Source organism: Pasteurella testudinis DSM 23072, assembly GCF_900176075.1.
GTDB lineage: Bacteria > Pseudomonadota > Gammaproteobacteria > Enterobacterales > Pasteurellaceae > Chelonobacter > Chelonobacter testudinis.
The window spans coordinates 136180-161243 of record NZ_FWWV01000001.1 but is presented as its reverse complement, the minus strand read 5'-3'; the positions used below and the strand labels follow the sequence as shown (position 1 = coordinate 161243).

Annotated in this window: 5 protein-coding genes; all 5 read right to left on the bottom strand. The window is 49.9% G+C overall.

The window, feature by feature from the left end; all coding sequences use genetic code 11:
* A partial coding sequence (locus B8880_RS00695; protein ID WP_084255319.1) for an ESPR-type extended signal peptide-containing protein occupies window positions 1–5240 on the bottom strand: 5240 nt, incomplete at its 3' end.
* A gap of 541 nt (window positions 5241–5781) precedes the next feature.
* Window positions 5782–6525 (bottom strand): OmpA family protein, encoded by a 744-nt coding sequence (locus B8880_RS00690; protein WP_084255317.1) that lies wholly within the window; start codon window positions 6523–6525, stop codon window positions 5782–5784.
* 72 nt (window positions 6526–6597) lie between these two features.
* A complete protein-coding gene (locus B8880_RS14350) occupies window positions 6598–14691 on the bottom strand; it encodes a YadA-like family protein (protein ID WP_084255315.1) in 8094 nt (2697 codons plus the stop codon).
* A 496-nt stretch (window positions 14692–15187) separates the two neighbouring features.
* Window positions 15188–15937, bottom strand: coding sequence for an OmpA family protein (locus B8880_RS00680; RefSeq protein WP_084255313.1), 750 nt, complete (start codon window positions 15935–15937; stop codon window positions 15188–15190).
* 72 nt (window positions 15938–16009) lie between these two features.
* Complete coding sequence (locus B8880_RS00675) at window positions 16010–24946, bottom strand: YadA-like family protein (protein WP_084255311.1); 8937 nt, start codon at window positions 24944–24946, stop codon at window positions 16010–16012.
* Between the last annotated feature and the right edge of the window lie 118 nt (window positions 24947–25064).

Here is a 25064-nt window from a genome sequence, read left to right as displayed (position 1 = left end):
GCAACTTCATAATCGGTTACACCGCTTTCATCTGTCTCACCTGCCGTCACCGTAATGCCGTTGCCTTGTGATACCGTGGTTTTTTCAGCATTCACAGTATAGGTCGTGACATTGCCGTCAACCGCCGAAGTGACCGTAGTGTTGTTGCCTTGTTCGACAACCGTACTTTTCTCACCTGCCGTAATCGTATCTTTCAAAGCGTCCAGCTGCGATTTATTCACCGCATCGGTTGCATCTTCACCTGCTGCAACATTGGTGATTTTATTGCCGCCGTTGTTTAAGCCGGTGTTGGTTAAACTCACCGTATTCGCTGGATTTTCCGCTGTCGGCGATTTAATTGTTACCCCTGCATCATTCAAGGTAGTATTGCCGGCAGTGACACTGGTCACATTTAAATTTGGATTTAATGCCAATGTGATACCGTCTGTACCGGCAGTAGTAGTGATATTGTTATCGCCCGTCACTGCCACTGTTTCACCCAGTTTTTTAACGTCGGTTTTGCTATCGTTGTCGCCGGTAAAGGTCAGGCCTTTTTCCGCAATATCGGTTGCCGCTTCAACACCTTTTTTGATGTCTGCTTTAGTGGCGTCAGTCAAATCAACCGCATAATCCGTTACATTCGTTTCGGTATTTTTCTCACCTTTGGTCACTTGAACCGCACTTTCTGCCGCTGCCGACACACTCGCACCATCGGCATTAACAGTATAAATGCTGCGACCGCCTTCACCCTTGGTTTCAACTACAGAGGTTACGTTTGTACCGTTTTTCACTTCGCTTTTCGCTGCCGCCGCTGCGGTTTGCACATCGCCGATATTCGCTGCGTTCGTCGTTGTCGTACCACCGCTGGCTACATTGCTGATCACCGTATTGCCGGCGTTAATACCCTCTTCCGTGATTTCAACTTTATCTCCCACGGTCAGTTTTTCCGTACTGATACTGCTTAAACCACTCACACTTTTCGCCAACTGAATCGCAATGCTGCCATCGGTATTGGCGATAGTTTGGATATTGTTTTCCGTACTCTCTGTTGCACCGCCTTTCAGTGTCAAAATATCCGCCGGTTTACGCTTCACGATTTCGCCGTTATCCCCTGTAAATTGGGATTCGCTATTTTGAATCGCGTTATAAACATCACCGCCGTTGACCGCACTTTTGCTACCTTCGGTCACGCTTCCGCCGTTATTAATCGTAACGCTATCAAAAGTCACAGCTTTTGCAGTCGAGACTTTAATCTCACCGTCTGCTTCGGCAGTAATTTCAATATTGCTGCCATTTACAAAATTAACATTAGCGTTATCTTTATCCACCACTTTCGCTTCCGCACCGTTGACTTGCGCTGTCCACGACTGAAGTGCGGTGTCGGCTTTAGCTAGGCTTTCTTTGCTACTGTCCGATAGATCGACTTTATAGTCGGTGACATTATTCGTATCCGGCGTACCTGCCGCTACTGTGACCGCAGTTGAACCGGCTGAAGTTTTGGCGCCATTTGCATTGACGGTGTAAACGGTTTGATTATTATCGCCTTTACTTTCATCCACTGAAGCAACGTTAGTGCCGGCTTTCACTTCGCTTTTCGCCGCTGCAGCTGCAGTTTGCACATCACCAATATTCGCTGCGTTCGTCGGCGTCGTACCACCGCTGGCAACGTTGGTAATGGTATTGCCGCCGTTGTTTAATCCGTTATTGGTTAAACTCACCGGATTATTCGCACCGCCATTGATCGTCACGCCGGAATTATTGACCACCGTATTACCGGCGGTAACGCTATCAACGCTCAAGGCTTTGTTTAAGGTAATATTTACCCCGTCTGCGGTTGCCGTAGTTGTGATATTGTCATCGCCATTGATTGCAACTTCACTGCCTAATAATTTTTCATTCGTCTTACTGTTATTATCAGCCGTAAAGATTAAGCCGTTGCTGTCAACCGCACTTTTTGCATCAACGCCTTTTTGAATATCGTCTTTCGTGGTTTGGGTTAAGTCCAGTACATAATCAGTGACATTGGTGGTGCTGTTTTTCTCGGTTTTCGCCACACTGACCGCACTTCCTTCTGCCGCAGAAACACTGGCGCCGTCGGCATTTACGGTATAAACCGTTTGTTTATTTTCCCCAACGGTTGATGTAACGGACGCCACATTCGTGCCAGCTGTCACTTCGCTTTTTGCCGCTGCGGCTGCATTTTTCACATCACCGATATTAGCGGCATTGCTGTTCACATCACCACCGCTGGCAACATTGCTGATAACTTGGTTATTCGCATCAATACCATCTTTGCTGATGTAAGTCTTGCCGCCAACATTCACACCATTGTCGTCCAACACCACTTGGTTGGCACCGGTGCCGACAGTGGCTTTATCAAAGTTCACCTCTTTTGCCGTGGCAATGGTAATGTTGTTACCGTCACGGCTGATGTCGATATTCTCACCATCAATAAACCGCACCGTATCGTTAGCTTTAACCGCACTTGGTTCATCGCTATTCGCTTGCAGTTTCCACGTTTGATTTTGCAGATTAGCAATATCGGTTGTGTTATTGTCTGCTTTATTTTCAACGGTATCTAACTGCGACTTGTTCACTGCGTCTGTGCCGTTCACGCCGTCAGCCACATTGGTGATGGTGTTGCCGCCGTTGTTTAAGCCGGTATTAGTCAAGCTCACCGGATTTTCACCGTTAGCAATGGTAATTCCGTCATTATTCATAGTGGTGTTGCCGGTTGTCACGCTGTCAACCGTCAGGTTTTTGCTTAACGCCAAGGCAATACCTGTCGCACTGGCAGTTGAGACAATATTCTCATCACCTGTCACCGCCACTGTTTCACCCAGCTTTTTAACGTCGGTTTTGCTATCGTTGTCGCCGGTAAAGGTCAAGCCTTTTTGCGCAATATCGGTTGCCGCGTCAACACCTTTTTTGATGTCTTCTTTAGTGGCGTCAGTTAAATCAACTGCATAATCCGTCATATTCGTAGTGCTATCTTTCTCGCCTTTGGTCACTTGAACCGCACTTCCTGCCGAGACGCTTGTGCCATCAGCATTGACGGTATAAGTCGTAACCGTACCGTTGACTACCGGATCATTTACCGTGACATTATTGCCTGCCGCCACAACGGTGGTTTTGTTTGCCGAGTTAATCGCTTTAGCTACATCATCTGCCGTCGCAAAATTATCGCCGGCGGTTTGCGCACTGACAACACCGTTATCCGCTACGGTTAAACCCGATTTATTCACTGAATAACTGACGGTTGAAGTGCCATTCGCACTAGTCACCGCCGCAGTTGTACCGCTGCCATCGATAAAGTTCACCGTATCGCCCGGCGCGACTTTTGATGCCGTGCCGCCGTTAGCTTGAATATTCCAGCCTTTGCCCGCCACTTCCGCGACCGCATACAACTGGCTACCGTTAATGGCGTCAGTTGACGTTGCTGTGATACGGCCTGCCGCCACATTTTGAATTTGGCGTTCCGCGCCTGCACTGCCGACACTGAAGGCATTTGTCGGCGCGCTACCGGCAAAACCGCTATAGGTTACCCCGTTTACAGTGGCAGTGCTTACCTGAGTTGCAGCAGTAGTTGCCGAGTTTTTACCGATTGCCACATCGCCGACCGAAACCGACGCTTTCGCATTCTCACCGATAGCAACAGAAGAAGCATTGCTGCTTGCTTTCTCACCAATTGAAACGCCACGGACAGCAGCATTAGACGCATCACCGATAGCGATGGCAGCCACGCCGCTGGTTGTGCTGCTGCTCCCCATGGCAATGGCATTCGTGCCGCTGGCACTGGCAGAATTTCCCAGTGCAATCGACGCAGCACCTGCTGCTTTGGCACTACTACCGACGGCGACAGAATTGGTGGCAGTTGCACTCGAAGCATAACCCGCAGCTACCGAATTAGCGCCACTGGCAGTTGATGTATTCCCCAAAGCCAGAGTGTTTCTGTGCTGCGCTTTAGCATTATTCCCCAATGCGGTAGACGAATCATTCGTCGCCTGCGCTGCTCTACCCAACGCCAATGAATAATCACCACTGGCTTTGGTATTCGTACCCACTGCAATGGCATCGGTGCTGGTTGCTTGTGTTGCTGTCGCCAGCGCTAAATTCGAATCTGTTGCTGTAGAAGAACCGATTGCAATTGCACGATTACCTGTTGCTTGTGAGGAATGACCGACTGCAAATGCATTGTCACCACTCGCTGTTGCAATATTACCCAACGCCGTCGAATACTGTCCGGAGGCGGTAACTTGGCGACCAATCGCTACCGCAGTATTACCGTCTGCGCTATTCGCCACCCCCAACGTAATTGCCGATGGACCGGTTGCTTTATTTGCTGCGCCAAGTGCAGTTGAATAAAAACCGGTTGCATCATTGTTATTACCAAAAGCGAATGCCATTGCGCCTTCTTGCCCTTCAATACCGGCGATGTTGTTATAACCCACCGCTGTACCGCCGGCATAGGCTTTACTGTATTCACCGATACTCACCGCAGAAGGAAGCATGTTGGTAACCATTTGCCCATTCGTGTTACGGAAGCTCAGTTCACCGCCATCGGTACGATCAGCAATTATCTGAGAAGAAGGGCCAAAATTCGAAGAATAGGCGTGCGCCCCGATTGAAATGTTGCCGCCTTGATTCGTATTCGTTGACTGCGATAAAGCAGCTACGGCTTGCGTACCGATTGCAATGGCATCTGAGGCGGAAGATTGCGCCGCCCACCCCATCGCAATGGCATTTGCGCCGCTCACGCGCGTATCGGAACCGACAGCTACGCCACCGGTGGTATTAGAAACTTTCGCGTTCCAGCCCAATGCGGTTGCCCCGCCGGTTGCTTGCGCCCCTGCACCGATTGCCGTTGCGCCTTCCGCACGCCAATCATCTGCGGCAATCCCTTTTGCACCTGCGCCAATAATCGTTGATCTGTCGCCACCATTGACCACTTTAGTTGCCTGATTTGCACCGCTACCGCCACCGATAACCACATTCGTCACATTATTAGGATCCGTCGTTGGCGCACCACTGCCGTTTACTTGATAGGCAAACGCATTCGAGCCGAACAGTGCCACGGTAACAGCAACAACTGAAACCTTTAAGCTGAATATGAAATGAGAAAATAATTCTCGGTTGACCGCACATTCAATCACATCTCCATTTGATTCGGAAGCCGCTTTACCACGCGCCGTTGCCAACTCCGAAACCACCACAAAAGCTTGCGTTACTTTATTCCAAATGACTTTATAAACTTTATTCATTACTACCCCTCTTTGATTAAGTCGGATTTACATAAAAACCATTTAATACATACATACATACATACATACATACATACATAACAGTAATTTTGGGCGCAAATTAAACCATAATGCAAATAAATTTCAAGTATATTTACATTTGTGTTTTTTGAAAATAACGTTTAACAACAATGAAAAGAAAGTAACCCAACGTGATTTTTACCATGCTTTAGAAATAAATCGGTATATATTCAATGTAAAGAAATAGTCTTATAAAAATAGAAAATTCGCTTAAAATCAATTATTTCAGGCATTCCATTTAGCCTAGAAAAACCTCAACTGGAGCGAGAATCAATGACACACAATAGATGTAAAATATCAAGGTAAATAAATAAAGATAATTAAATTATTGCTATATAAATTTTGTCTATGGCAATAATAAGTATATATAATACATATTAACGACGACTATTTTTCACTGTGTTCATAATCTGGTAATAATAAAAAACCGCACTTGCCGTATTTTTATAGCAAAGTGCGGTTAGCCTGAAAAATAAGTCAATTATTTAGCCGAAATCACCACGCGGCGGTTCGGTTTTAAGCAGTCGCGCAGGGCTTGCCCCTGTTCTGTTTCACAAGCGACTACCTGATCGGCTTTACCACGCCCGATTGCCGTGACCGCACTTGGGGCGAAGCCCTGCTGCACAAAGTAAGCCTTCACCGTATCGGCACGACGCTGCGAGAGCGCCAGATTATAGCTGTCCGATCCCAAACGGTCGGTGTAACCTGAAATTTCAACGGCTTGCACATTCTGTTCTTTTAAATTTTTGATCACGCCGTCAAGGGTCGTTTTGCCTTTGGCATTTAAATTGCCGGCATCAAAATCAAACAGAAAATCACCGGACAGTTCATACTGATTATTACAACCGGTCGGTTTCCAGAAGAACGATTGTGCGTTCATCTCTTTGTCGAACAACACTTTGTATTGGCAGATTTTGTGTTCGCCGTTTTCACGGTAGTTAAACACATAATCCCATTCACGCACCGCAAACAGGCCTTCGCTAAAGTGCGGTCTGCCGATCAGATAATAGAGCTGATCTTTGTTCATGCCTTTTTCGATCATGCGCACGTTGTCCCAATTCGGCCAAATGCCGTATTGCGAGCCGCTGAAATTCACGCCGGCGTCTTCGATTTTCGGCCACACCGGTTCGTCAGTCGTACCGTCGGCTTTAACATCACTCAGGCGGCAACCGGCTAACGCCATTGCGGCAGCCAGTGGTAACAGATATTTTGCACCATTTTTCATTCCATGTTCTCCATTTTATTCTTCGTTAGAAACCGCACTTTGCCTGTTTTATGCAAAGTGCGGTCAGATTTGTTACCACTGATAACCCACACCAACGCCACCGGTCAAATCGCCGCGACTGTTGTGAGAGGCGTTCAGTTTCAGAATCACTTTACCGTTATCCGAAATGCGTGATACCCCTAACGCCACCGCATTTTGCGATTTATGCGCGCCGCCGGCAACCGCCACCATCGAGTGACCCGGCAGGTAGGCTTGCGGCAAGCTCGCCATCGCCGCAGCCGTTGCACCCACACCGTCAATGTCTTTCGCCAAGCCGTCAACTCGGTTACTCAGGCTATTCACATTTCGATTCACCGCATGTAACTGACTACCGTTAACCGCTTGTTTCGAGGTTGCCGAGATTTCACCGTCAGCCACATTGTTGATGGTTTGGTTGTTGGCGTTGATACCGCTGCCGTCAATATAGGTTTTATCCCCCACTTTATAGCTGTTGGCAGTCACGCTGGTAAAGGTCGGTGTATCGCTCATTTTCACCCTGATGTTGCCTTTGCCGTCAGACTCGGTGGAGATATTTTTACCGTCGCCTTGAATATTAACCGCACTTCCCAAGGTCGCTGCATACGCCGTACCGCTGTCCGCGCCGAACGTAATTGGTTTAATCACTTCGTTGTTTAACGCCTTCAGCGCCGTGCCGACATTATTTGCCGTAGTGGTTTTACCGTCGGTTTGGGTGATCACATAGCTTGGCGCCGTGACTTTGCCGTTTTCATCGACAGTCGATCCGCCGCCCAGCGCATCAGCAACCGATTTCGCCGTGCCGTGCAACTGGTTGCCGTTAATCGCATCGGTTGAACCGGCCGCTACCTTGCCTTTCGCCACATTGGTCAACTGCATCGGCTGATCACTGACGATCCGCACTTTGGCAGGTGTAGCCGGTGTGAGGGTTATCGTGCCGTCGGCATTGGTTTGCGAACTATAGAAATTACCGCCGACATTGGTCAGGGAATTGCCGTTACTGTCGAGATATTCCATCGGCAAACCGACCACATCAATTTCATAGCTGTAATTGCCGTCCTGATCTTTGGCTACCGCAGACACTTTGCTGTTGGTACCGTGTTTCACCGTCACTGTTTCGCCGGAAACCACACTAGGCTGTTGCGCAGGATCTTTTTCCGCATCGCCGTCTGTTGCCAATTTCCATTCCACACCGCTGCCGTCGACGCCGTCTTTACCGTCCTCACCTTTCGGCCCTTGAGGACCAACCGGACCTTGATCACCGGTATCACCTTTCGGACCAGTATCGCCGGTATCACCTTTTGGACCTGTATCGCCGGTATCGCCTTTCGGACCGGTATCGCCGGTGTCACCTTTCGGACCTGTCTCGCCGGTGTCGCCTTTCGGACCGGTCTCACCGGTATCACCTTTCGGACCTGTCTCGCCGGTGTCACCTTTCGGACCGGTATCGCCGGTATCACCTTTCGGACCTGTCTCACCGGTATCGCCTTTCGGACCTGTCTCGCCGGTATCACCTTTCGGACCGGTATCGCCGGTATCACCTTTCGGACCTGTCTCACCGGTATCGCCTTTCGGACCTGCCTCACCGGTGTCACCTTTCGGACCGGTATCGCCGGTATCACCTTTCGGACCGGTCTCACCGGTATCACCTTTCGGACCGGTATCGCCGGTATCGCCTTTCGGACCTGTCTCGCCGGTATCCCCTTTCGGACCTGTCTCGCCGGTGTCACCTTTCGGGCCTTTAAAATCCGGATCGTCTTTAATATAGTCTTTATTTAACGAGAAGGTGATTTTTCCACCGTCCTGATCGACATTAATTCCGGTTCCGCCGACTAATTCCAGCGTATCGCCAAACTTAATCGCAAACGGCGTTGTGTTGTTATAACCACCGTGCTCGCCATTGCCACTGGTAAAAATATTCCACATCGGCGCATTTAAAACGCTAAACAGCTGGCTGCCGTTAATCGCATCGGTGCTATTGGCTGAAATCAAGCCCGGTGCAAGGTTTTGCAAGCGGCGGGTTTGCTCGCTGCTGCCAATGCTGACCACGCCACCAACCTTGTCGCCACCGGCAAAATTCAAGGTTAAATTGTTGATAGTGTCTGAAGTATATGTATTGTCAATGCCTTTGGTTGCCGTACTTGCCGCAACGTAAGCAGAAGAATCACCCAAGAAAATCGAGTTTTCAACCGTGGTTTTCACACGATTCCCCAACACAAACACATTTTTGTTTTGCACGCTGTTGTCATAACCGACAATCGCCGAATTCGATGCGTCCACTTCCTCTTCAATACCGTCTGCAGTGGTAATCACGCCGTTGGCATCACGCGTCACCGCCGCACCGCCGAGGTCATTACGCCCCCCTAAGATAAACGAATTGTCGGTAGTGCTGCCGACAGCATTGTTGTTACCCGCCGAGAAGCTGTTCGTACCGGCGACAATCGACGGATCGCCGACCGCACTTGAGCCTTCGCCGCTGACCAGATTGCCGGTACCGATGGAAATGGTATTAGCCGCAGTGGCTTTTGCGCCGTCACCAATGGCAACGGAAGATTCGCCGCTGGCAGTCGCGCGTGTTCCCATCGCCACCGCAGAAGATTCAGAAGCACTCGCTTGTCGACCGACAGCCACGGCATCTGCGCCTGCGGCATTAGCGGTCGTACCTACACCAATTGCATTAGCGCCAGTGGCATTGACCATCGTACCGACTGCTACACTGGAAACGCCGGCAGCGTTGGCACGCATACCCATCGCATTAGCACCTGTAGCGGCAGCAACAGCGGTGTTACCGATCGCAGTAGCGCTCTGAGCACTAGCTTTGGCGGTGTTACCGATGCTGATGGTATTGCTACTCGAAATTGCCTGTCCGGCATTCGCACCGAGAGCCACGTTGTTGTTGCCGGTGACGGTCGTGCCGGCATTGTAGCCGATACCGGTATTGCTGCTGCCATTGACATCACGACCGGCTTGTGCCCCCATAGCGGTGTTAAAGTTACCGGTGCTCAATTGGCCTGAATAAGCACCGAAAGCGGCATTTTCCTCACCGGTGACGCTGCGCAATGACGCCATACCAAAGCCGGTGTTCATGCTGCCGATCAAATCGGTACCGGCATTTTGCGAACCGATAACGGTGTTGCGCATACCGTTTGCATATTGACCCGCATTCTGCCCTACATAAATATTGGCATCCGCCGTTCCACCTGTGGCGGTGCTGTTCGCTCCGGCGCCGGTACCGATCAGAATCGAATGGGGATTTGGCGTAGTCATGTTATTGCCGGCAGCTGCGCCAATCGCAATAATATTATTGACGCTCGCTTGTGCACCACGGCCGATAGCAATGGCATTCGCTGCTGTCGCCTGCGCTACCGTACCCAGCGCAATGGTATCTGCCGCTGAAGCCGTGGTTGAAGCGGTAATAACATTGCTATCATTCAACGTTGCAGATCCCAACGCGAGCGAACGCTCGCCTGAAGCGGTGGCGCTGGTGCCGATGGCAGTGGCTTCAGAAGCTGAAGCGCTGGCTGAGTTACCAACCGCTACCGCACTTTGGCCTGAAGCCGTGGTATCCGTTCCTGCCGCCAAGGCATTCAATCCAGTCGCGCCATCATTTTTGTAGTTGCCTTTTTGTACACCATTGTCGTTGACACTGTAATAATGCGTTCCGGCACTGTCAGCAATCTCTGTTGCCACCGCATACAACTGACTACCGTTGATGGCGTCGGTTGAAGTAGCGGAAATCAAGCCCGGCGCCACATTTTGGATACGACGAGTGCCTTCCGTATTACCGACGCTCACCACACCGACTACATTATCACCACCGGCAAACGCTTTTTCCACACCGCCGATCGTCTCTTTAATGTAAGTGTTATCAATGCCTTTGGTCGTTGCTCCTGCCGCGATATAAGCTGCTTCATTACCTAAAAATACCGAATTATCAACAGTTTGAGTGATGCTATTACCCAAGGCAAAAATGCCTTTTTCCGCACCGTCAATTTTCTGCAATTCATTATTGTTACCAATCGAATAAGAATTGGTGGCGTTGATAATGCTTGGATCCCCAATCGCCCCCGAATTCTCTGCATTGACCTCATTGTCGGTACCGATTGAAATAGCACGTTTTGCCAAGGCTTTGGCGCCTTTACCGATCGCAATCGCACCATCTGCGTCTTCACCCAACTCCGCTTCCGTACCGATCACCACGCCATCATCGGTTCTATCGCCCACTCTGACATTGCTACCAACAATGAAATTATTATTCAGATCTTCGCCCAAATATTTTTCTTTCGGTGCTCGCTGGTATTTGGTGTCTGCCGTGCCGTTGGTAAAATTCTCCGCACCGTCATCGCCGTCGTGGTAAGCAATCACCACGTTGCGTTGCGCCACGTTACCCTCCGAACCTTTCAGCTCGTTGAAATTACCGATCACGACATTTTCATTCGCATTTTCTACGGTGTTATAACTACCGGTAATAATGGTGTTATCAATATTGGTTCCGGTGTTACGATAGCCCGACAAGCCGTTAAAGGCGCTGAATCCACCGTAGCCGTCAGTCACATTTTGCCCATTATTCAAATAACTGAAGTTGCTGTCCGGTTGGCTGCCGGTCAAACGGTTGCCGACACCGGTCAGGGTTGAGAATAAGGCATAATCGGCATGGTTTGCCGCACCAATTGTGCCGACCGAACCCAGTTCGCCAAGATTTGCAATGTCTGTCAGGAATTTTTGCGGGTCATTAATACTTTCCAAGCCGAGAAAACCGCCCAACCAGCTCACGCCTCGATTTGGGTCATACAAATCCAAATAACTGTTTCTGACACTATTGCCCACCCCAACTTGGATCACACCGTTACTGCCTTCAATCTTATTGGCAACCCCGTTAATAATGCTGGACATACCGTCAAAATATTTCGGCGTGGTATTGTCTGCGAACATTGATGTGCCGGTAATATGGTTCCACGAACCGGAAATGGTTGAGGCAAAACCGCCGGCGGTAAAGTCCATAAATCCTAAACTGACTTGCCGTCCGTTATTATTGATCACCGAAGCCGTACCGATAATGGTACTGTAGGTCGCACCGCCATAGGAGTTGGTACCAACGGTCGTAGAACCTCGATAATTTTGGTTATTGGCGCCATTGTAAAGCGGATTGTTACGGTGTCCGATATCAATGGCATTTTCCGTTGAATAAGCCCCTGCACCGATGGAAATCCCCGGAGTCGGATTCGGCGTATTGATCGGCGTACCGAAAATAGGCACGGTTTTGCCGGCACGATCATTAGAAGCCACTGCGCCTTTACCAATCGCAATTCCGTTTGCCTGATGATACGCTCTGGCACCTTCACCGATAGCGACACTGCTCTCCGTCCCTGCCGTCGCTCTGCCAACAGCGACCGCACCTTTAACCGCACTTGAGTTTGCGCCTAGTGCCGTCGCGCCCTCCCCTCTGGCATTGGCATTATAGCCAAGCGAAGCTGCATTTTCAGCGCTGGCTTTCGCCGCGCCACCTATTGCGGTGGCGCGAAGTGCGGTTGCTGTGGCGGTATTACCGACAGCAGTCGCATTTTGTTCTGTCACCGCTGCAGTCAACGTGTTTAACGCTGTTTTCAGTGTCGTTTCAGTGCGAGTTAATTCCGTCAGTTCTGTGTTTAATGTGGTTATGGTCGCCGTTGCTTCATCAAGTTCTGTTTTATACTGCGCTTTTAAGGTTACATCTGTTTCATTACGCCATTTTGTTGCTTTCGCATCTTTATCTGCCGTTGCGGTTGCCAACTGCTGTTGTTTCGTCACGATATTGGTTCGCGCAGTATTCAACTCGGTCTGTTTGGTATCAATATCTTTCAGCGTCTGTGCCGCTGCCAATGCGCCGGCTCTTGCACCACCGCCAATCGCCACATTGTATTTACCATAAGCAACTGCACCGTTACCTTCGGCAATAGCATTTTCGCCATATGCCTTGCTGTTATAGCCGCTTGCAATCGAATAGGAACCGGCAGATTTGGCATTCACCCCAACCGCTTGCCCTACTGCGCCAACTGCACCGTTATTGCTAGAGTTATCATTCGGATTGTTAGCTACGCCACTGTTAATGCTGAGATAGCGCGGTTTGTTTGCATTAATCGCTTCAAAAGCACGATATAGCTGGCTGCCGTTCACGGCATCAGTGCTACCTTGAGCCACCAATCCGGTGGAGACCCCTTGAATACGACGGTTGCCGACAGCCACAACACCGTTCGCTGCCGAGGCGCCGCTGAATTTAATGGTTTGATTAAACAGAGTTTGCTCGGAATAATCGACAATGCCCGCTGTCGTTGCCCCTTTTGCCGCCGTTGCATTGGATTGGTTGCCTAAATAAACCGAATTGGCGACATTGGCGTTAATGTTGCTTCCCAATACAAAGGTATTCGCGGCATTTAGTGTATTGCCTGAACCCACTGCTGCCGAGTTAATCACCGCTGTATTACGAATGCTATTGCCATAACCAATCAAGGCAGTCCGACGATTGGCAACGCCGTCATTTAATTCCGATTTATTGCCTTCGCCAAACGCATACACATTGCTGTCACGCACCGTATTGGAAATACCGTAAACCGCACTTCCCGTTGTGGTTGTGGTATCGGCAACTTTGGTCGTTTCGCCTAACGTATTGCCATAACCGGCAACGATAGCATTTTGCACCGCGCCGACCACGGTATTTTGATAACCGTTGACCGTTGTTTGCGTTACTTTGTTGCTGCCATCGCCCAGCGTATTCGAATGTCCGGTCACGCTGCTGCTTGCCGTATTGGCTTTAATCGTGTTTGAGTTTCCGGTGACAGTCACGCCGCTGATATTATTGCTTGCTACCGTATCTGCCAACGTCTTATTACTGTTACCGGTTACAGTAACGCCTACCAGCTTGCCGGCAAGGTTGTTAGCAGTTCCGTTGACGACGGTGGTGGTCACGGCATTGGTGCCGTCGCCTAAAATATTATTCACCCCGTCAACGTTACTGGTTGTGACACTGCCGTTTACGGTATTTGCCCGACCAGTGATTGAAACCTGTGAGATTGCGCCTGTGCCTTTCACGCCTGTTTTATTGCCCGAACCGGTCACGGTCACACTGCTCAACGTGCCGCCAAGTGCGGTATTGTCAACACCGTTGACCACGGTTTTAGTCACAGCATTGGTGCCGTCACCCAGCGTGTTACTCACCCCATCAATATTGCTGCCGCTGACCTTGCCTTTTACGGTATTCGACATACCGCTCACGGTGGTTGTCGTCACGGCATTGGCACTGCCGTCGCCGATAATATTGCTGTTTCCGCTGACCGCAACGCCGTTTACATTGCGGTAAATCGTATTGCTGTTGCCGCTGACGGTGGTATGTTGTATTTTTCTTGCTGCGTCCGCACCGGCTTGAGCCGTGTTTAAAATCCCGATTTTATTGGCAGAACCGACAATTTGGCTATCTTCGGTTTTTAACACTTGGTTTACTGTTCCGCTGACAGTGGTTCTGGCAACCGTATTTGCCGGTGTGGCATTTAGCTCATCTGTTGCTTTAGTTATGCCGATTAAATTGCGTGAACCGTCAATATGCACTTCGCTGTTCGATGCTGCCAAGGTATTTTCATTGCCTTGAATACTGACTTTTTGGTTGCTGTTGCCCAGCGTATTTTTATAGCCTGACACCGAACCATAAGTACTGCCTGCACCGACGGTATTACTGTTGCCGACAACCGAGGTGTATTGTGCGGCATTATTAATTATATTTGACGTACCGATGGCAATCGCTTGTGTTGAGTTGGTGATCGTTGAATTGGCACCAATCACAATCGAGGAATTACCCGTACTTGCACTGGCATTGGTGCCAATCGCAATCGTGTTGGTTCCGCCTGCTGTCGCACCCTCACCACAAGCAATGGTGTTTGTGCCGCTTGCTGTACCGACCGCCGTTGCACCGTTCATACAAATTGCATTCGCTGCTTGTGCGACCGGTGTCAACGCAAATCCGGCAAAAAACAAGCCGGACAGCAAAAGTGCGGTTCGGCTTATTACTTTTCCGCTTGGATTGGAATGTGAGCGTGCGCTACGGGAATAGCCGCTTGCCAATTCTGATACTGCTACCCAACTCTGGGTTGATTTGTTCCAAATTACTCGATAAACCTTATTCATATAGCCTCCCGGAAACGCTCCATTAGAAATAAAATAAACGTAAAAAATCTCAACCACACCTTGAGTTTTTAAAATTGCGAGTAAAAACAAGGTGTAAATAATTACCTTATTATCACTTGCCAGTAAAAATTTACAATGTTTAATTTTCTACTTTACAATAACCCAATAACCGATTGTTTTATAAACGAGGAAAGCAACTGAATTTTATTGTTTCGTTCTTAACAGAGAAAAAAAGCAGAAAACCAATGGTCAGTTTTCTGCTTTTTTTTAAATCAGGAATTTTGAATGCAAAGAAAAATCACTTGCATGATGACAAACCACGGCCTATCTTATTCTGAGGTTTGATTCTTTTGATTAATAATTTATCCGTTTTAATAAAAATAGAGTCGAATAATGGAGTAATACGTTACCAATAAAAACCGCACTTTGTTATGTTAGGCAACAAAGTGCGGTTCAGCTGAATTTGATCGTTCACTTTTTCGGATCAGACTTCCGATTATTTGGCCGAAATCACCACGCGGCGGTTCGGTCTCAAACAGTCACGCAGGGCTTGTCCCTGCTCCGTTTCACAAGCTACCACTTGATCGGCTTTGCCGTGCCCGACTGCAATCACGTTATCCTCGGCAAACCCGTGCTGTACCAAATACGATTTGACCGTATTTGCCCGACGCCGTGACAAATCCATATTATAGCGATCCGAGCCCAATCGATCGGTATAACCGTCGACTACGATTTGACTCACTGCCTGAGATTTCAGACCGGCAATCACACCGTCAATCGCCGATTTGCCTTTATTGCTCAGCGTAGCCGAATTGAAATCAAACAAGAAATCACCGGACAGCTCGTACTGATTATTACAACCGATCGGCTTCCAGAAGAACGATTGCGCATTCATCTCTTTGTCGAACAACACTTTGTATTGGCAAATTTTGTGTTCGCCGTTTTGACGGTAGTTAAACACATAATCCCACTCGCGCACGGCAAACAGGCCTTCCGCATAGTGTGGGCGGCCGATCAAATAGTAAAGCTGATCTTTGTTCATGCCTTTTTCGATCATGCGCACGTTGTCCCAATTCGGCCAAATACCGTATTGCGAGCCACTGAAGTTCACCCCGGCATCTTCGATTTTCGGCCAGACCAGTTCGTCAGTCGTACCATCGGCTTTCACATCACTTAATCGGCAACCGGTTAAGGTTGCGGCAACTACCAATGACAATAATAATGCCGATAATTTAAATTTTTTCATTTTGCTCGTCCTATTTTTAAATTGGCGGAAGATAAACCGCACTTTAAATATCAAGTGCGGTTTTCGATTTTATTACCACTGATAACCGACACCAATGCTGGCGCTGGTATCGTTTTCGCTGTTGGTCGCACCGGTCAGTTTCACAATCACTTTACCGTTGTCACTAATGCGTGACACCCCTAATGCGATTGCATTTTGACCACGGTGCGTACCGCCGGCAACTGCCACCATGGAATGACCCGGCAAGTAGGCCTGCGGCAAACCGGCTGCCGCCATGGCAGAAGCCGTACCTGCACTGGCGCGACTGTCAACTTTGTTGATACGGTTGTTCAGATTGCCGCTCACCGCATTCAACTGATTGACGTTCACCGCATCAGTACCGTCAACACCGGCCGCAATGTTAGTTAAACGATTTCCACCGTTATTCAAACCGTTCGCCGTCAAGGAAACCGTGCCGTTACCGCCACCGCTGATCGTTACCCCGTTGGTATCGACTTTGGTGTTGCCGGTGGTCACGCTATCTACATTCAAATCACGGTTTAGGGTCACTTGAACCCCGTTTTCCGTTGTTTTGGTGGTGATATTGCTATCGCCGGTAATGGACACGGTATCACCCAATTGACGGTTTACCAAACTTCCGCTATCGGCATTGAAATTCAAACCTTTGCTGATTGCAGCGGTATTTTTCTCAATGTTGGCGGTATTGGCGGCAATGTTTGTCGTATTCGTTGCCACATTTTGGTTGGTGGTATACAACTGGCTGCCGTTCACCGCATCGGTGCTGTCTACGGCGATATCACCGTTTGCCAGACCGCTGATTTTGTTGGTAGCGGAATCGGTTACGACAGAACCTACGGTTGTTTTGTCAAAGCTGACTTCTTTCGCCGTTGCTACGGTATATTCCACGCCGCCTTTATCGTTGGTTCCCGTTGTCACCACAACATTGTCACCGGCAACTACGGAGCTGTGTTGACCGGCTTGCTGCGCCACTTGATATAGCTGGCTGCCGTTCACAGCGTCAGTGCTGGTAGCAGAAATATCACCTGCTGCTACGCCGGTAATTTTGTTGCCGCCGTTATTCAGACCGTTTTCCGTGATGCTCACATCACCGACGGTCAAACCGTCTTTGTTCAAGGCAACATTGTCGCCGACTGTCACACCGTTATTATTCACCACGGTATCACCGGCAGTCACACTGTCCACATTCAAGTCTTTTGCAGTCGCAACGGTGTAAACGGTTTGACCGTTCGCGCCGGTTTCGCTGCTGACTTCAATGTTATCACCGGCAACTACTTCCGTCTTAGCGGCCTTCAGATCATTTTTGGCAGTTTCCGACAAATCAATGCTGTAATTGGTCACGCCGTTGGCATCGGTTTGCCCTGCTTCAACCGCAATCAGGTCAGAACCGCTAACTGTGGTTTTTTCCGCATTGACAACATAAGTAGTGCCGTTTTCAGGATTCGTCGTTTTGCTGATTGTGACGTTATTTCCCTGCTCAACATTAACCTTGCTACCGGCAAGATATTGATTCAGTTGTCCGACATTAACCGCGTCCGTATTATCCACACCGTCCGCCACATTGGTAATGCGCTGCCCGCCGGCGTTAATACCGTTATTGTTGATGGTCACTGGACCGACGCTTAAGGTATTCGCCGTTATGTTACCTGCAGTCACGCTGTCGAACGTAACATCTTTCGCCGTCGCAATCTTGATTCCTTCATCTTCCGCCGTCAACTCAATATTGTCACCGGTAATGAAGTTCGCCGTGTTACTGGCTTGATTAATGGTTTTCACGTCAGTGCCGTCGATTTGCGTCACCACAGTTTGCAGTGCACTGTCAGCTTTGGCTAAGCTGTCTTTTGCCGCTTGCGACAAATCAATAGCATAGTCGGTTACATTATTCGCATCTTTCGTGCCTGCGGTTACCGTCACCGCACTTGAACCAGCCGAAGCCGAAGCGCCGTCGGCATTAACAGTATAAGTGGTCACTGTGCCTACGGTTTCACTGTCAACCGTAGCATTGGTTCCGGCCACTACTTCCGTCGTGCCGCCACCGACATTGATAATGGCATTGTTCAGCTGATCCAAGTTAACCGCATCGCTACCGTCCGTACCGGCTGCAACATTGGTGATTTTGCTGCCGCCGGCATTGATGCCATCGTTGTTGATGGTCACCGGACCTGCCGTCAATAGATCAGTAGTCACGCTGGTAAAGGTCACATCTTTCGCCGTTGCAATCTTGATTCCTTGATTTTCCGCCGTCAACTCAATATTGTCACCGGTAATGAAGTTCGCCGTGTTACTGGTTTGATTAATGGTTTTCACATCAGTGCCGTCAATTTGCGTCACCACGGTTTGCAGTGCGCTGTCAGCTTTGCTCAGGCTTGCTTTCGACGCATCAGACAAGTCAACCACATAATCGGTTACGTTATCGGCATTTTTGTCCGCCGCGTTCACCGTCACCGCACTTGAACCTGCCGAAGCGGAAGCACCGTCGGCATTCACGGTGTAAACGGTTTGACCATCAGCGCCGGTTGCCGAATCAACACTGGCAATATTGCTACCGGCTTCCACTTCGGTTTTCGACGATTTGGCCACGACAGACAGTTGATCTTCTGTCGCTGCTTGACCACTGGTAATATTAGTCGGATCAAAGGTTGTGTTGGTCAAACCACCGATCGTACCGGTTGTGCCGTCAATGGTTACCGGATTGCCGTTGGCGGTATCACCGATTACGACTTTATTAGCTAAATTGAAAGCCACATTATCAGCATCGTCTGTTTTGCTGATGATGATATTGCCGTCGGTGTTGTTCAAATCAACCGTTTCGCCCGGCGCTACATTGCTGCCGTTTTCACCGTTAGCAGTCAGATTCCAGCCTTTGGAAGCCACATCTGCTACCGCATACAACTGGCTGCCGTTAATCGCATCGGTAGAGGTTGCACTGATTTGACCCGCTGCCACATTTTTGATTTGGCGTTCGGCACCGGCTGCCCCCACCGACACGATCGAACCATCAGTTAAGGCATCAGAACCGGCAAACGCCCCGTAGGTCACATCGTTAACGGTGGCTTCGATAGTTTGCACATAGGCATCGGCGGTTGAATCATTGCCCAACACCACCGCACCGCTCATGCCTTGATCGACGGTAACGTTGTTGCCGACCACAAACACATTGCTGTCTTGTACACTGTTGTTGTAACCGACAATCGCCGAGTTGGACGCGTCCACTTCGTTTTGAATGCCGCCTGCAGTGGTAATCACGCCGTTGGCATCACGGGTAACGGCTTCGCCACCCAGATTATTGCGCCCACCCAAGATAAACGAATTGTCGGTAGTGCTGCCGACGGCATTGTTGTTACCCGCCGAGAAGCTGTTCGTACCGCTGACAATCGACGGATCGCCGACCGCACTTGAGCCTTCACCACTGACCAGATTGCCGGTACCGATAGAAATGGTATTGGCCGCAGTGGCTTGTGCGCCGTCACCAATGGCAACGGAAGATTCACCGCTGGCAGTCGCGCGTGTCCCCATCGCCACCGCAGAAGATTCAGAAGCATTCGCTTGACGCCCGACAGCCACGGCATCTGCACCTGCGGCATTGGCGGTCGTACCTACACCAATTGCATTGGCACCGGCGGCATTTGCCATCGTACCGACTGCCACGCTGGAAGCGCCGGCAGCATTGGCACGCATACCCATCGCATTAGCCCCAATTGCGGTAGCAACAGCGGTATTACCGATCGCGGTAGCGCTATTGGCACTGGCTCTGGCGGTATTACCGATACTGATAGTATTGCTGGTTGTAATCGTCTGCCCTGCATTCACACCCAGAGCTACGTTGTTGCTGCCGGTGACGACCGTACCGGCGTTATAACCAATACCGGTATTATTATCACCATTGACACGACGACCGGCTTGCGCCCCCATGGCGGTGTTAAAATTGCCGGTGCTCAATTGGCCTGAATAAGCACCGAAAGCGGCATTTTCCTCACCGGTTACGCTACGCAGTGACGCCATACCAAAGCCGGTGTTCATGCTACCGTTCAAATTGGTACCGGCATTTTGCGAACCGACAACGGTGTTGCGCATACCGTTGGAGAACTGACCGGCATTTTGCCCCACATAAATATTGGCATCCGCCGTTCCACCTGTGGCGGTGCTACTTGCACCGGCATTGGTACCGATCAGAATCGAATGGGGGTTTGGCGTAGTCATGTTATTGCCGGCAGCTGCGCCAATCGCAATAATATTGCCGGCAATCGCTTGTGCACCACGGCCGATAGCAATGGCATTCCCCGCTGTCGCCTGCGCTACCGTACCCAACGCAATGGTATCTGCCGCCGAAGCGGTGGTTGAAGCGGTAACAACATCGCTATTATTCAGAGTCGCAGAGCCCAATGCGACCGAACGCTCACCGGAAGCGGTGGCGCTGGTGCCGATGGCTGTTGCTTGTTTAGCTGAAGCATTTGCTGCAGAACCGATAGCTGTAGCATGTGTTTGTGCCGCTTGGGATTCACGTCCCAGTGCAATAGACTGAATACCGCTTGCAACAGATTGCACACCACCGGCAATACTATATTTCGCACTCGCCGTTGAACTTGCACCTAATGCCGCTGCCGACTCTCCGGAAGCATTCGCGCCGCTACCAAACGCCGCACTGTCACCGCCGCTGGCTTTCGCCTTGCGCCCAACCGCAGTCGCACCATTTGCACTTGCGTTAGTTTCTTCACCCAACGCCGTAGCCGCGATGGCACTGGCACTGGCATAAGATCCCATGGCAACGGTTGCCTGACCTGACGCGGTAACCGCACTACCAATTGCCACAGCCCCCAAACCGCTGGCATCGGCTTTATTACCCACTGCCGTCGCCTCTTGGCCGGCGGCTGTTGTATTCACACCGGCAGCCAACGCACGTAAACCGCTAGCACCGTCGTTGTTATAGTTGCCGCCTTGCGTGCCGTTGTCGTTGACGCTGTAATAGTGAGTCGCACTTCCTGCCACTTCAGAAGCCACAGCATACAACTGACTACCGTTAATCGCATCGGTAGACGTCGCGCTGATCTCACCGGCGGCAACATTTTGGATACGGCGCTCGCTGCCTGCCGAACCTACTGTGACCACACCATTGGCGGTTTCACCGGCAAAGCCGCTATAAGTCATGCCGTTTACAGTCGCGCTGGCAACCGTGCCGCTATCGCCGGCAGTGGTGGTGGTGCCGTTTGCACCGGCCGCATCTTTATTGAATGTACCGATGGCCGAGCCTGCGGCAGCCGCAGCGTTATCGCCCAGATAAACACTGTTTGCCACATCGGCGGTAACGCTGTTACCCAATACTTGCAGATTGCTGGCAGTCACCTCATTTTGGTTACCCACTACGCGCACGTTGCCGACATCGCTGACGGTATTGTAGGAACCATGAATACCGCTAAGGCTATCTTCAGTAGTGCCACCGGTAGCCTCCTTGCTGACGTTGATCACGGTATTGTGATCACCGATAATACTTAAAGTTTCGGTATTAGTGACGTCATTATTCGCACCAAAAATACCGATATCGTTGGACAAATCACCGTTCGCACCTTTGTTGACCGTATTTGAACCGCCCACGATAAAGGTATTGCGCGAATCGGTAACACTATTTTGACCGCCGGTCACACTCACGCCGAATGAATTGTTGACGATATTTTGCGTACCGTAAACGCCTACTCCGGCAGAGGTCAAAATATTAACCTCATCGGCTTTCACCGTGTTATCCGAACCGATCACCGAAGCGGCGAAGTATTTTTCAACGGTATTGCCGCCACCAACAACCAAGGTATTGGTGCTACGGGTGGTGGTGTTGTCTTGACCGAAGGTATTGTTGTTACCGCTACCCAGAATGGTGGAATATTGGCCGCTGACAACATTGCCGCCCCCAACAGCGGTGCTGTTGGCATTACTGGCGTCAACGCTGGTGGCTGCGCCCACTGCAATGGAATTATCACCGTCTACTTGAGCACCATAACCGGCGGCTAAAGAAGTACTGCCGGTTGCTTGTGCGGTCGCCCCCACAGCCGTAGATTGATTGCCGGTAGCCGAAGCCCTGCGGCCTACTACCGTAATTTCTGTTTGCGTACGATCCGTACCGGCAACCGCACCGTTACCTACCGCAACCGATTGGGTGCTATTCATGGTAATGTTGCTGCCCAAGGCATTGTTGCCTTCGCCATTAACTGTCGTGCTTGCCCCAATCGCAGTTGATTGGCGACCATTCACGGTAGTGTTTGCCCCAATAGCCGTTACAAAATTAGCATTACCTGCCGTCACATTATTACCGATAGCGATACCGCTTCTACCGGTAGCGCTGGCACCGACGCCAGCGGCTAACGCATTGACGCCGGTTGCCCCATCATTATCGTAGTTATTTCCTACCGTACCGTTATCGTTGACACTGTAATAATGCGTCAAGTTTTCTGCCAGTTCGTGGGATACTTGATACAGCTGGCTGCCGTTAATCGCATCGGTAGACGTCGCGCTGATTTCACCGGCGGCAACGTTGATGATTTGCCGCTCTTTACCTTGTGCGCCCACGCTCACTACGCCGTTTTCGGCACTACCGACGCCGGCAAAACCGCTATAAGTGATGCCGTTAACGCTTGCTTCATTTACCGACGTCGCCGCACGATCCGTAGCATCATTACCGAGAATAACGCTGTTGTCTTGACTGGACGTCACGTCGTTGCCGACCACAAAAGTGTTGTTGTTGGCAACGATATTGTTATTACCCAATACATAAGATTCTGTGCCGCTAACTGTGCTCGGATCACCAATTGCGCCCGAACCTTCGCCGCTGACCACATTGCCGGTACCGATAGAAATAGTATTGGCTGCCGTGGCTTGTGCGGCATTACCGATAGCAACCGCATTTTCACCGCTTGAAACAACATCCGTACCAATCGCCACTGAATAATCACCCGTCGCATTTTCCAATGGGTGCACAGATTCCACTGCGGCACGACTATTGGTTTCGTGTTTCCAAGCGGTTACTGTTTCGGTATTCGAGCCGATAGCCACTGCGCCTTTACCGCTTGCGACCATACCATAACCACTCGCCACTGATTTATCACCGGAAGCCAATGACATCGCGCCTGATGCTAAAGAATATTTCCCTAACGCCTCTGACAACGTGCCAAGTGCGGTTGAATAAGCTTGCGTACTTCTCGCGGTTGCACCTACTGATAAAGACAACTCACCAAAAGCACGCGCTTGGTTGCCTAATGCAGTAGTATTAAAATTGTCTGCTTTTGCACCTGCACCAAAAGCACTTGATCCAATTTGTGCTGCACTCGATTGCGCGCCAACCGCTGTTGACAACGTTTCTGTACTTTTGGCTTTTGTACCAATCGCAATGGCTTGTTGTGAAATGGCTTGGGCTTCGCTACCCATGGCAATCGCACCTTCATACTGTGCTTTTGAATCTAAGCCTACTGCAATAGCACCCTTACTTTTATTTACTTCATCATTATTGGTTTCAAGATCAAAGGTATTAACTACGGTGGCATTATTCCCGATGGCAATGGTATTCCAGCCGTTTGATGTCGCGGTATCACCGATAGCCAAGGATTTTTGTTGTAACGCTTTTGCATTTTGACCTAATGAAATCGAACCTTCGCTGATACTTTTGGCATTATTACCAATAGCAACGGCGCCGGTGCTTGAATATTCTTTTGCTAAATTAGCTGTTCCTGAATTTGCCGCATACCATTGGTTGGTTTCTACCGTCGCGCCAGAGCCAATCGCGATTGCATTTTTTGCTTCTTTCGATGTGTTTGCACTACTACCCTGCGCAATGCTGGAACCGCCGGTAGCGGAAGCCGCTAAACCAATTGCAATATCACCGGCAACCGTGCTTGCCGAACCGTCTACGCCCGCAACCGATCCTGTACCGAATGCGATTGAATCATCGCCGAAGGATTTAGCTCGTTGTCCAATAGAGGTGGAGCGGTTTACCGTATCGCCCGTTTTCCCCATGTCTGAGCCGGCGGCATGACCCAGAGCGATATTATTATCGCCGTGAGTACCAGCTCCGGCATAAAAACCAGAGGATACATTTTGGTTACCTTGGCGTTGCATACCCGCTTGCAAGCCAGTAGATGTATTGGCGCTGCCGGTTGAATTGCGACCAGCCAACTGCCCCACGGAAACGTTGACATCACCTGTTACACTGGAGCCAGCACCATTACCAATCGAAACGCTATGACCTTGGGCATTAATATAAGGCGCAAAACCTACCGCGGTAGAATTTGAGCCAGCACGCAAACCAATAGCAATGTTTTGCGTCCCTGTTGTCAAATTATTGCCGGCTTCTTGTCCAAGCAGCACATTGGTGCTAGCCGTCGTACCTTTACCTGCCTGATGACCAATAATTACATTACTGGAAGCACTGCCGGTGGTATTGCCGCTGGTTAGCATACCCGCCTCAAAACCCAACAGCACGTTATGGCGGCCACGCACATTCGTACCCGCATTAGTACCGACATTTACATTTTGGATATTATAATTATCAACCGTACCGCTGCCTGCATTTTCACCGATGGAAATCACGCGTCCGCCGTCCGCTGTTGCCCCGCTTCCCAATGCAATATTATTTTGTTTGCCGATCCACACATCTCGTGCGGCGCCGGCGGCTCTTAAATCCTGCATATCCGCCCGACCAGCACTGGCATTAGAACCAATGGCAATTGAGCCGGTTGTTTTCGCACCAGCTTTCGAGGTCGCACTTGAACCAATCGCAATGCTGCTATCTACTGCGCTACCATTTAATTCCGTCCCAGCCGCATAGGCAGAAACGCCGCTAATTGCCATAGATAACATTAAAAAGACTTTACTCAACGAGAAGGCTCTTGGTCGGCCGCCTACTGAAACGCTTTTGCTTTCACCGGCCGCCTTTGCTTCATTTGAAGCCAATTCTGATACAACGACCAGCGCTTGTTTTGCCGTACTCCAGATAACTTTGTAAACCTTATTCATAAAAAAGCCTCCTTATAAAGAATAATTACTTACCCACAACAAATCTTTGTTGCGAATAAATAATACAAACTGACAATTGATCAAATAATAAACCAATTAGTAAAATTGTGTTCATTAA